We start from the raw sequence: 11,970 nt of genomic DNA on the forward strand, positions 1-11,970 counted from the left end.
TTTTAATTTTCTTTTTTATTTAAAAAATGAGTCAAAATTAATATTTTTTGATGAAAATTCAGACATTTTTTTAGACATTGATTCAAATTCACTAATTAAACGGTTAAATTCAGCACCTGTTCGACCTGAACCGCGAATAATTCGATTCCTGCGAGATGGATTTTTTAAAAGTTTTGGTTTTTTGCGCTCTTCAAGAGTCATTGATGAAATTAAAATTTTATAAAGTTTCATTTTTTGCTCGACATCATCAATCTGACTTGCATTAATTTTGCCCGATAATCCAGGAATCATTTTTATTATTTTCGAAAATTTTCCAATTTTTTGAATTTGAGCAAGACTATTTAGAAGGTCATCTAAATTAAATTGACCAGAAAACATACGATGAGACAGTTTTTTAACGGTTTGTTTGTCAATATTTTCTTCGGCTTGTTCTAAAAGTGACATTACATCGCCCATACCTAAAATTCGATCGGCAATTCTGTTGGGATGAAATAGTTCTAAGGCAGAAATTTTTTCACCTGAACCGATAAATAAAATCGGAATTTTAAGCAAATGTGTAATTGAAAGTGCCGCCCCTGCACGTGCATTTGAGTCTAATTTTGTAATAATTGACCCTGTTAAATTAATTTCTTTATGAAAAGTTTCAGCAACATTTATTATATCTTGACCAGAAAGGGCATCAAGGACAAAAAGAATTTGATCAGGTTTTACAGCTTTTTTAATGTCAGCTAATTCAGTCATCAATTCAGAATTAATTGAAAGACGACCTGCTGTATCAAAAATAACAAGGTCATAATTGTTATTTCTGCTATAAATTAGGGCATCTTTTGCGATTTCAACAGGAGTTTTTTCAATATAAAAAACATCAATTGAAACTTGTTTCCCTAATTGTTTCAATTGATCAATCGCAGCAGGGCGGTAAGTATCACAAGCTACTAGTAAAATTTTTTTTGAAAAATTTTTTTGACGAGCATAAACTGCAAGTTTTGCCGTAGTTGTAGTTTTTCCTGAACCTTGAAGACCAACTAGCATTATTGTTGCTGGTTTTTTAGCAAAATTAATAGCTTTTGCACTAACTCCAAGAACTGAAACTAAATTTTGGTGTAATATTTTTAAAAATTCTTGCTGGGGATTAAGTTTGGAAGTCAGCCCGTTTGTTAAAACCTGATTTTTAACCTGAGCAATAAAATTTTTAACAACTAATAAATTAACGTCAGCTTCAAGTAAAGCAAGACGAATTTCACGAATAATTTCTGCTAAATCTTGCTCATTAATGGTTACAGATTTTTGAATTTTTTTTAAAGATGACTGAATTCTATTGGTCAAAAAATCTAACATTTTAAAAATAGAAAATTTTTCCTAAAAAAACAGGAAAAATTTTATACCTTTCTTTATATTTTTTGATTTAAGTTTAATAATTATTTAGCTTCTTTTATTTGTGAATTAACTTCTGTATAAAAATCCACAGCTTGTTTTTCAATACCTTCACCAACTTCAAAACGAACAGCTTGGACTAATTTAGCAGAATTTTGCTCTAAATATTTACCAACAGAAATGGCACTATCCGTTGCTAAAGGTTGAAACTCAAGAACGAATTCTGACAATTCTTTTTCAATCTTACCACGTTTAATTTTTTGCTTGATTTCTTCAGGTTTCTTTTCAAAATTCTTATCTAAGGCAAGTGAATCTTCAACTTTTTGAGTGATTTCTGCAAGTCTTTCTTGAGTCACATCGGATTCAAAATTAAATTCTGGATTTAGAGCTGAAACATGCATAGAAATATCTTTTGCAACAGTGCAATTTCCACCATCTATAACAACAACAGAAGCAATTTGTCCGTTAGAATGTGTATAAAGACCAACTTTTTGTCCTTCTAAAATTTTGGTTTTTAGTACCCGACGCAAGGTTATTTTTTCACCCATAGTTGCGGTAGATTCGATTAACATTTCTGCAATTGTACGAGAATCGGGGTTTTTAATGGTCAAAGCATTTTCTAAATTATCAAAGTCATTTTCTAGAAGTAATTGGGCAATTTCACCTTGAAGTTTTACAAAGTTTTGATTTTTAGCAACAAAATCTGTTTCCGAATTAAGTTCAAAAATTAAAGCATGTTTTTGGCATTTAGTTGCTAAAACTAAACCTTCTGCAGCAATACGGTCAGCTTTTTTTAGTGCTTTTGACTTACCATTTTCGTGAAGTCATTTAATAGCCGCTTTTATTTCATAATCAGAGTTTTCAAGAGCTGTTTTGCAATCAACAAAAGGAGCATCCGTAATTTCTCTTAATTCTTTAATTTTTGCTAATTTATCTATTTTTAACATTTTTTACTCCTTTTTTATTAATTATGCAATTTTAGATTCGCTAGACTGGCTAGGGTTTTGTACTTTTTTATCGCCTGGTTTGGTTTTAGATTTATCAAACTTTTCAAATTTGTCAAATGAATTACGGCGAAATCTTAGTTGTTTTTGTTCTTTGTCAGGATCTTCTGGCAAAATAATTTGCTCATCAGGCTGATATGCAAAAAGTTTTTTACCACCTTTTGCTGATGAAATTGCATCAGCCAAAATAGTAAAAATTAATGTGATTGATTTAGTTGAATCATCATTAGCCGGAATTCCAAAATCAACCAAAGATGGATCGACATTTGAATCTGTTATTCCGATAATTTTAATTCCTTTTTTACGAGCTTCTTTAACTGCGATTATATCTTTTAAAGGATCGGCAACTAACATTATTAATGAAAAAAGTGGAACGTCTTTTAACCCTTTAATTCCGTTAAGATTTTTTTGTAATTTAGCTAATTGTTTTTGTTTTGAAAGTATTTCTTTTTTTGTATAACCTTCAAAATTTTCTGCTGTTTGTTTTTCAAGTTCTTCCATTGCTTTGAGACGTGACAAAATTGTCCGACTATTTGTTAAAGTTCCGCCTAATCAACGACCAGAAACGTATATTGAATTTGTACGGATTGCTTGTTCTTCAATGGCTTTTTTTGCTTGTTTTTTTGTACCTACAAAAATAAATTTAGCACCTTTTTGGGCAAATTTTTCAACTAATTTATAAGCAATTTCTAACATTTTTTGAGTTTTCAAAACATCAATAATGTGAGTTTCATTACGCTTTCTTTTTAGTAAAAATTGTGCCATTTTAGGGTGTCACTGTGATGATTTATGACCAAAATAAACACCCGCTTCTAATAGTTTTTGCTTTGAAACGATAGGAATTTCCGCTGAATTTTCAGTAGAAATTTCGCCAATGTTCAACATTTGGTTATCTTTTTGTTCGATATTTTGGTTTTGTTTAGCTGTTGTTGCCTTATCCATGTAATATTTCCTTTTGTTTGTTGTTTCTACTTAAAATTTCTAACAGACAGAACTTAAAAAAGCACATCTATCTGAATCCATTTTAATGATATTTGAGCTAATATAAATTAAAAATTAAATTATACCATAAAATAAAAAATAAACAATAATTTAAACCATTTGATCAATATAAGTAATAAAATCAATGATTCCAGGGTATGTAAGTGTAATTTCTATCCCTTCTTTTTCTAAAAAATGAGCAGAAATTGACTTTTTTGAAAAATCTATTTTGTCGACACTTAAAATGTAAAATTTTTCAAGTTGTTTGAAAAAAATGATGAAAAATGCACAACCAAAATGTTTTCTAATTTTATGTAGATAATTGATTTGATGGTCTGGAATTTGCTTTAAATTTAAAACGTTTTCATTGGTACTTTTGGCCTCAAAAGCAACAAAAATTCCTTTATAAATTCCATAATAATCAACGGTTGACTTTTTTAATACAAAAGCATCATTTAAGGTCAAATCTTTTTGGACAGCTTTAAAACTAATATCTAGATTTTTTTTATGAAAAATCGCAATGTCGTTTTGATAATAAAATTCAATTGTGTTATTAATAATTTTTTCAAGAAACATTCCGCGGTTTTTATGATTCATATTTTTATTTAAATTTTTAATCTTTTTTTGACCAAAAAAAGGAAAAAAATGGGAAAAACAAGCACTTTTTCTCATTTTTAGCTTAAAATTTAAAAATTTATTAATATTAAGCGGGAAGCAGCTCCCCCTGAGTAAAAATTAAAACCTCAGATTTAGAAGCATATATAACACCGTCGGTAATTCTAAATTTGAGTTCTTCTTTTTCGTTTAAAACATACAATACCGATGGTGCAATTATTCCGCAAAAAGGTGTTATACCGTATTGGGCAACACGGTATCCTAGTTGTGTTTTTGCAGTAACTGAAACTGGTTGGGATTCTAAAATGATTCCTTTTTGACTAAAGATTTTAAGATTAATTGTTTTCACTTCATCCCATCTTTTTTGCCTTTTCTAATGCTTGATTAATTGTCCCAACGTATAAAAATGCTTCTTCAGGGACATTATCAAATTTGCCAGATAAAAGTTCGCTAAAATTATTAACTGTGTCTTCAATTTTAATAAACTGGCCTTCAATTCCTGAAAATTTTTGAGCTACAAAAAACGGTTGGGATAAAAAATTCCTAATTCGGCGGGCTCTTGCAACAACTTGTTTATCTGACTCACTAAGTTCATCAACACCCAAAATTGCAATAATATCTTGTAATTCCTTGAATCTTTGTAAAATTTGGACTACTTTTTTAGCTACTTCATAATGCTGTTTTCCAACAACGCTAGGATCTAAAGCTCTTGAAGATGACGCTAAAGGATCAACTGCAGGATAAATTCCCAAAGCAGCAATCCCACGATCTAAAACTGTTTTGGCATCAAGGTGTGAAAATGTAGTTGCAGGAGCAGGGTCTGTGATATCATCAGCAGGAACATAAACGGCTTGAACTGAAGTTATTGATCCTCTAATTGTTGATGTAATTCGCTCTTGAAGTTGACCCATTTCAGTTGAAAGTGTCGGTTGATAGCCAACAGTTGATGGAATTCTACCTAAAAGTGTTGAAACTTCTGAACCTGCTTGAGTAAATCTAAAAATGTTATCAATAAAAAGTAGAACGTCCTGATTATCTTGATCACGAAAATGTTCGGCCATTGTCAAAGCAGAAAGAGCAACTCTCATTCGCGCACCAGGAGGTTCGTTCATTTGACCAAAAACTAAAGCAGTTTTGTCTAAAACACCACTAGCTTTCATTTCAAAATAAAGGTCATTTCCTTCACGCGAACGCTCGCCTACTCCAGCAAAAACTGAAAGTCCACCGTGTTTAGTTGCTATATTATTAATAAGTTCTTGAACTAAAACGGTTTTTCCAACTCCTGCTCCTCCAAAAAGACCGATTTTTCCACCTTTTACAAACGGAATTAATAAATCAATAACTTTAATTCCTGTAACTAAAATTTCACTTACAGCTTTTTGTTCTAAATATGTCGGGGCAGGTGAATGAATAGGTTTTTTTTCAACTGAATCAAGAGACGGACCGCTATCAATTGGATTTCCTAAAACATTGAACATTCGTGATAAGACTTGATTTCCAACCGGGACTGAAATTTGTGAACCTGTGTCTTTTACTTCTAAACCTTTTGATAAATTATAAGTCATTGACATTGCAATTGCACGGACAATTCCCTCGCCTAAATGTTGGGCAACTTCAAAAACAATTTTTTGATTGTCAACTTCAACTTCAAGGGCTGAAAGAATTGCAGGCATATGCTCGTTTGGAAATTGAACATCAATAACTGGACCAAAAATTTGAACTATGTGACCTATATTATTATTTTTTTTCATTGTTTTACCTACTTTTGCTACATTTTTCCGCTAATAATTTCGATAATTTCTTGGGTGATCATCGACTGGCGGCTAGAATTTATTTCAAGTTCTAATTTTTGAAGAATATCTTGGGCGTTTTCTGTTGCACTTTCCATTGAAGTTCGACGAGCAGATGTTTCAACTAATTTAGATTCGATAAATATTTTTTCCAAAAGGGATTTAATATAAAAAGGAATTAGTTTTTTGAGTACTTCAACTGCATTAGGTTCAAATTCAATTCCATACCCCTCTTGTTTTGTTTTGTTTTTTGCAAAATCAAATAAGTTAATGATATTTGGCTTTGATTGAATTATATTTATAAATTTATTATAACAAATGAAAATTTTTTTATATTTTTTATCAGAAATTGCCTTATTTATTAAGTTTGTCACTTCAATAATTGGTTCAGAAAAATTTGTCTCTTCAACTCCGGGAAAATATTTGATAATATTTTTAGGATACCTTAATGATATGTAATTATAAATTTTCTTACCAAAAATAATGATTTCATCATTTTTTGTTAAATCAGGAGTGATTTTTTTTAAAATTTGATTATTAAGGGCACCGCAAAAACCTAAATTCGAACCAAAAACAATGTAAAGATTTTTTTCAGAGTTTGTTGTTGTTAGCTCCTCGGGTGTTTTGCATAAATTTGCCAAAATATTTTGCATAATATAGTCTAAATTCTCAAAATATTCTTGAGATGACTTAAATTGACGTTTAATTTTGGGAATTTTTGAATTAGCTATCATTTCCATAACGCCAGTAATTTTTTTTATATTTTGAATTTGACTAAATCTTGCGCGAATTCTGTTTAATTTAGGCATCTTTACTCTCTTTTATAAAAAACAAATTAAAAACTTCGACCTGAATTAAATTTTTCAATCAAATTTGTTACTGAATTTAAAATTAAATTTAGATCATCTTCTTTTAAAACAACATTATGATCAATTTTTTCTAAAATTGACTTAATTTCAGAATCTGTATCTAAATATTTAAGAAAAACAGATTTAAACGATTGCATAGATTCAAGTTGCAACTGATCAATTAGATGTTCTTTAATCAAAATTAACATCATTACTTGTTGAATTTGAGAAAAATGTTGTTGGTTTTCTTGTTTTAAAAGTTCATAAATTTTGTTTCCGCGATCAAGAATTAACTGCGAACTTGGTCCTAAATCAGATCCAAATTGTGCAAAAGCCTTAAGTTCATTATATTGTGCCAGTTCTAATTTTAATGATGAGGAAGCTCATTTCATTAATTTAGATTGAGCCGCTGAACCTACCCGCGAAACTGACAGTCCTATATCGATTGCCGGTTTTTGCCCTGAATTAAAAAGATTATCACGAACAAAAATTTGACCGTCGGTAATAGATATCACATTTGTAGGAATATAAGCTGAAATATCTCCGGCTTGAGTTTCAATTATTGGCAAAGCAGTAATCGAACCACCACCTTTTTCATCAGATAATTGTGATGATCGTTCCAAAAGGTATGAGTGCTGGTAAAAAATATCACCAGGGAAAGCTTCTCTTCCTGGCGGCCTTCTTAATAAAAGTGAGAGCGTTCTATATGCAATAGCATGTTTTGATAAATCATCATAAATTATCAAAACATCTTTGCCTTTATGCATTCAATATTCGGCAATTGAGGTTCCAGAATATGGCGCTAAATATTGTAAAGGTGATAATTCACTAGCTCCAGAAACAACAACTGTTGTATAATCAAGTGCGCCTTTTTTTTCAAGAAGAGCGACAATTTGGGCTACACTTGAATTTTTTTGGCCAATTGCAACATAAACACAATAAACATTTTTACCTTTTTGGTTTAAAATTGTGTCAATAGCGATTGTTGTTTTTCCAGTTTGACGGTCGCCAATTATTAACTCACGTTGTCCTTTTCCAATTGGAACTAGTGAGTCAATTGCTAAAATTCCGGTCTGAAGTCCACGGTCAACGCTTTTTCTATCCATTATTGAAGGTGCGTTTGTGAAAATTTCAGATTTTATACTATTATCAAATTCACCTTTTCCATCAATTGGAAGACCAAGGGCATTAACAACACGACCTAAAAGTTGATCACCAACTATAATTGAAATGACAGACTTTGTTCTTCTGACGGTTGAGCCTTGAAAAACAGAGTTTTCATTTCCCATAATAACAACACCAATTAAATCTTGTTCAAGATTAAGTGCAATTCCAAAAACACTATTTTCAAATTGAACAAGTTCACCAAATTTTACTTTTTCAATCCCGGAAACAAGCGCAACTCCATCTCCAACAACAATAACTTTTCCAATATCATCATGTTGAATTTTGGATTCGAAATTTTTAATTTCATTTTTAATTATTGCGGTTAAATTTATATCTTTGTTCATGTCAAAAAACCTTTAAAATCTATATATTTTTTATGAGTTTTTGCTTGAGTGAGCGCAACTGTGATGAGAGTGAATGTTCAAAAACATGGTTATCAATGGTTATTTTGATTCCAGAAATTAATTTTGGATTTATTTTTGGTCGCAAAACTATTTTTTTATTTAATTTTTGGGAAATTAAGTCTTCAAACTTAGTAATTTCTGATGGTGATAATGGAAATGCGCTTTGGATTTGACCTCAACTTTGGCCTAAATAAGCATTTGCAAGCTTTATATATTTAATTAAAATTTGATTATAATGCGAAAAAAGATTGTTTTTGCATATTACTTTAAGAAAATTTATCATATAAACGTCAATTTTAGATTCAAAAATTTTCTCTATCAAAGTATATTTTTCAATTTTTGAAATAAAATGTGAAGTGAAAATCGAAATTAAAGAAGGATTGGCGCTAACTAAATCAATTATATAAAAACTATCTTTTATAAATTGATCTACTTTTTTTTCAGATATTGAAATTTCTAAGAGCGACTCAGAATATCCATAAATATTTTTTACCTGTGGGTGCATTTTTTATTCTCTAATATTTTTCTCAGATTTTAGCAAATTTTCTAGATCTAAAACCAATTTTTCGTGTAAATCTTTATTGTTTTGCTCTTGATTTACCAAAAATTTTTTGCTTATATCAGTAGCAACATTAATAATATTTTCCTGATATTTTTTTACAATTTCTTTTTCGTATTCGGTTAAAACTTTTTGACCTTCAGAAATAAGGCGACGCGCTTCTTCGGTTGCTAATTTTTTAGAGTTTTCGATAAGCTTGTTTGCCTCAAGTTGAGATTCATGCTTTAAATCAATGCAATATTGCTTTGTTTCTTCTAAATGATTTTGCGATTGTTTTGCTAATTCTTTAGCTTCATTATTTGATTGAATTGTTGAGTCGATGTGATTTTGGAGAAAAGCCTTACGTTCTTTGATATATTTTTTAAGTGGACGATAGACAAAATAAGTCAAAACCAAAAATAAAATTAAGAAACTAGTAAGTGTTGCAGCAACTACATAAACATTAGGGATTATCCCTTTAAACAATTCGCTTAATGATTGATTAATACTTTGCATTTCTACAAATTTAGGATTAACCTTGTACGAAAATTAGGATAAAGGCAATTAAAAGCGCGTAAATTGATGATGTTTCTGAGATAGCTGTTCCAATTATTAACACACGAAAAACTTTTTTTTGCGCTTCAGGATTTCTTGCAATAGCATCGCAAGCTTTTCCAACAGCATAACCTTGACCGGCACCAACACCGATAACTCCGATCATCGCAAGTCCAGCACCTAAATATGCAAATGCAGACGCATTTAGTCCTGAATTAGTGGTATTGACAGCAGTTTCTTGAAAATTTTGAACAATTTGTTGCGAGAAATTTATAACAGATTCCATTTTTTTTCCTTTTTTTATAATAAATTTATAATAACTTAATTATTTTGTAGACAAAATAATTAAGTTTGAACAATGTTCAATGCGTTTTGTTCAATTTTTTGTTTATTTGGTGGGTGATTTACTTCCATTCCTCAATATGAAACAGTTAGAATTACAAAAATAAATGATTGTATCAACGAGCCGATAATATCAAAATAAATAAGAAACGGTGGGAAAATTAATACAACCGGTAAATTAAAATTACCAAAAACACCTAACGGGATTTTTTGGTAAAGTCAAAGAATTCCTGAATAAATAATCAAAAAGAAAACGGAACCTGAAATTATGTTCCCATACATTCTGAAAGAAAGTGAAATTAAGGGAGCCGGTACTCCTATTATTTTGAGTGGATTTTTTCCAAATTCAAGCAAATAATGTCATTTTGCATAAATTGTTCCAACAACAAAAATCCCTAGTCAGCTAATTACGGCCAAACTTAGGGTTACCGAAATTGAAGTAGAAATTGGTTCAAGACCTGCGAGTGATAATAAATTACCTAATAAAAAAAAGGTAAAAAGTGAAAAAATGTAAGGTTTTGCTTTATTTACATAACCTTCACCAGCAGATTCAACAAGATCATCAATAAATAAAAAGTATGATTCTGCAAATAAAACTATTGCTGAGGGAGCTTTATCAACTTTTGCTTTTTTTATGTGAAAAAAGATAATAATGGATAAAATTATTACAAAAACTACTAAGATAAAAAGAGTAAATAATTGCGGTTGATTTCAATCTGAAAAAAAATTCATTTTTACTCCTTTATTTTTTTATGCTTTGACATTAAATAATAAATTATAGCACTAATTGGAAAAATTGTATAACCAAAAATAAAAGAAATTATATTTATTGGTGTAAGTAAAAAGTCAAAACTATTTTTATCGACTGTTTGGAATGATTTATTAATGAGAAAAATAGCTAACAAAATTGTAGCTTGAAACAAGATTAATATAATATAAACAAAAAAAGCAAAAAATGAAGAGGTTTTTTCTTTATTTTTTGCTTTTTTTGTTATGATGCTAAAAAATAAGTTTTTTGAAAGCAAAAAGGATGCAACACTAAAAAAAGAAAACAATCACCCTAAAATTAGTGTGTAATTTCAAATTGCAACCAAAGATAAAATTAATGCAATTACTAAAAAAATCTTAAAATAAAAGTAATAAAAATATTTCATTGCTTTAAATAGCCTAATTTTTAAATGATTTTAGCACAACTAATTTTTTTAAACCTATTTTTTTATTTACGCTTGCAATAATATTCTTAACTTTTTGATTAGTATTTAACATACTTTTATCATAATCAGAAATTTTTGACAAACAAATTCCAAACCCTAATAATAATGAGAAATCATCAATTTTGTTTGCAAGTGCAACTAAATTATTGTACAAAAAATCATAATTATTTGAAGGTTGAGATAAATCTGTAAAAAAACGGTTTTGTTCTTTGTTTTTTAACTTAAAATATATTTCAACACGGTTTGCACCTTTGTTAAACTGGTCTAGTTTGGCAACTAAACTTGGTAAAAATTCTGAAATTAAAAGTAGTGTTTCTGTTTTTGTAAGTGTGTCACAATGAGAAAAAGTGCGAAAATGTGAGACACTTTTGAAATTTTCTGGCTTGTTTGAAACAATGTTGTCTCCTGTTGAAGTCAAAGATTGAAATAGTTCATGACGCTGAACACCTAAAACTTGAATAATTTTTTCATTATCAACTCCTGCTTTTACTAGATCATTAATGGTAAAAATTCCAATATTTTTTAGTTTTTGAGCTGTAACCATTCCTATTCCAAAAAGCTTTTCGATTTTTTGGGAATAAATAAGTGGTTTGATTTTATTTCTTGGAATAACAGTGATTTTTTCTGGTGTATGTTTTGCTAAATTAGTGGCCATTTTTGCTAATAATTTATTGTGAGAAACGCCTATTGAAATTGGTAATTTAAGTTCTTTTTGCACTTTTTTCTTAATATGGTACAACATTTGGTAAATTGTATTAAATTTGTTGAGATAATCACTCAAATCCAAAAAACACTCGTCAATCGAGTAAATTTCAATTTTTTTTGTAAAATTTTTAGTGATAAAATCAAAAAATTGCCTTGACAAAAACCGATAATAAGCCAAATTTGGTTCAATTACAACCAAATTTGGGATCTTTTTTTTAATATTTATCGTTTTATCGGTAATTTTGAAACCTTTTTCTTTGACCTCTTTAGAAATAGAAACAGCCATTGCAAAATCCTCTTTTCGAGAAATTGCAATTGGCTGCCCTTGTAATGTTGGATCAAGTCTAATTTCTGATGAGACAAAAAAAGTATCAATATCAATGTGGGCAATTATTTTTGGCATATGACAAAAATAATTATACTATTATTTTAT

13 protein-coding genes are annotated in these 11,970 nt (G+C 29.4%); all 13 read right to left on the reverse strand.

Annotated features, from left to right (window positions below):
• Positions 1–15: 15 nt before the first annotated feature.
• Positions 16–1,338 carry a signal recognition particle protein gene (gene ffh / locus MOSC01_RS0100825; protein WP_010320934.1) on the reverse strand — a complete coding sequence of 441 codons (1,323 nt, stop codon included), beginning with the start codon at positions 1,336–1,338 and terminating at the stop codon, positions 16–18.
• Positions 1,339–1,418: 80 nt separating this feature from the next.
• Positions 1,419–2,321 carry a translation elongation factor Ts gene (gene tsf, locus MOSC01_RS0100830; RefSeq protein WP_010320935.1) on the reverse strand — a complete coding sequence of 301 codons (903 nt, stop codon included), beginning with the start codon at positions 2,319–2,321 and terminating at the stop codon, positions 1,419–1,421.
• Between the two features lie 21 nt (positions 2,322–2,342).
• On the reverse strand, positions 2,343–3,320 hold the full coding sequence (gene rpsB, locus MOSC01_RS0100835; RefSeq protein WP_010320936.1) for a 30S ribosomal protein S2: 978 nt from the start codon (positions 3,318–3,320) through the stop codon (positions 2,343–2,345).
• Positions 3,321–3,470: 150 nt separating this feature from the next.
• Complete coding sequence (gene recU / locus MOSC01_RS0100840; RefSeq protein WP_029513066.1) at positions 3,471–3,956, reverse strand: Holliday junction resolvase RecU; 486 nt, start codon at positions 3,954–3,956, stop codon at positions 3,471–3,473.
• Positions 3,957–4,062: 106 nt separating this feature from the next.
• Positions 4,063–4,323: a hypothetical protein gene (locus MOSC01_RS0100845; RefSeq protein ID WP_010320938.1), complete on the reverse strand. Its 261-nt coding sequence runs from the start codon at positions 4,321–4,323 to the stop codon at positions 4,063–4,065.
• Entirely contained in the window at positions 4,310–5,725 is a 1,416-nt protein-coding gene (gene atpD, locus MOSC01_RS0100850; RefSeq protein WP_010320939.1) for a F0F1 ATP synthase subunit beta, read from the reverse strand. The genes MOSC01_RS0100845 and atpD overlap by 14 nt, the downstream gene beginning before the upstream one ends.
• A 17-nt stretch (positions 5,726–5,742) precedes the next feature.
• Positions 5,743–6,573: an ATP synthase F1 subunit gamma gene (gene atpG / locus MOSC01_RS0100855; protein ID WP_010320940.1), complete on the reverse strand. Its 831-nt coding sequence runs from the start codon at positions 6,571–6,573 to the stop codon at positions 5,743–5,745.
• Positions 6,574–6,599: 26 nt separating this feature from the next.
• Positions 6,600–8,123: a F0F1 ATP synthase subunit alpha gene (gene atpA / locus MOSC01_RS0100860; RefSeq protein WP_010320941.1), complete on the reverse strand. Its 1,524-nt coding sequence runs from the start codon at positions 8,121–8,123 to the stop codon at positions 6,600–6,602.
• 19 nt (positions 8,124–8,142) lie between these two features.
• Positions 8,143–8,688 carry a F0F1 ATP synthase subunit delta gene (locus MOSC01_RS0100865; RefSeq protein WP_010320942.1) on the reverse strand — a complete coding sequence of 182 codons (546 nt, stop codon included), beginning with the start codon at positions 8,686–8,688 and terminating at the stop codon, positions 8,143–8,145.
• 3 nt (positions 8,689–8,691) lie between these two features.
• Positions 8,692–9,237: an ATP synthase F0 subunit B gene (locus MOSC01_RS0100870; protein WP_010320943.1), complete on the reverse strand. Its 546-nt coding sequence runs from the start codon at positions 9,235–9,237 to the stop codon at positions 8,692–8,694.
• Positions 9,238–9,253: 16 nt separating this feature from the next.
• Positions 9,254–9,562 carry a F0F1 ATP synthase subunit C gene (locus MOSC01_RS0100875; protein ID WP_010320944.1) on the reverse strand — a complete coding sequence of 103 codons (309 nt, stop codon included), beginning with the start codon at positions 9,560–9,562 and terminating at the stop codon, positions 9,254–9,256.
• A 59-nt stretch (positions 9,563–9,621) separates the two neighbouring features.
• Positions 9,622–10,350 carry a F0F1 ATP synthase subunit A gene (locus MOSC01_RS0100880; protein WP_010320945.1) on the reverse strand — a complete coding sequence of 243 codons (729 nt, stop codon included), beginning with the start codon at positions 10,348–10,350 and terminating at the stop codon, positions 9,622–9,624.
• A 435-nt stretch (positions 10,351–10,785) separates the two neighbouring features.
• Complete coding sequence (locus MOSC01_RS0100890) at positions 10,786–11,940, reverse strand: Y-family DNA polymerase (RefSeq protein WP_010320947.1); 1,155 nt, start codon at positions 11,938–11,940, stop codon at positions 10,786–10,788.
• Positions 11,941–11,970 lie beyond the last annotated feature (30 nt).

The organism is Mesomycoplasma ovipneumoniae SC01, from assembly GCF_000218525.1.
GTDB lineage: Bacteria > Bacillota_I > Bacilli_A > Mycoplasmatales > Metamycoplasmataceae > Mesomycoplasma > Mesomycoplasma ovipneumoniae_A.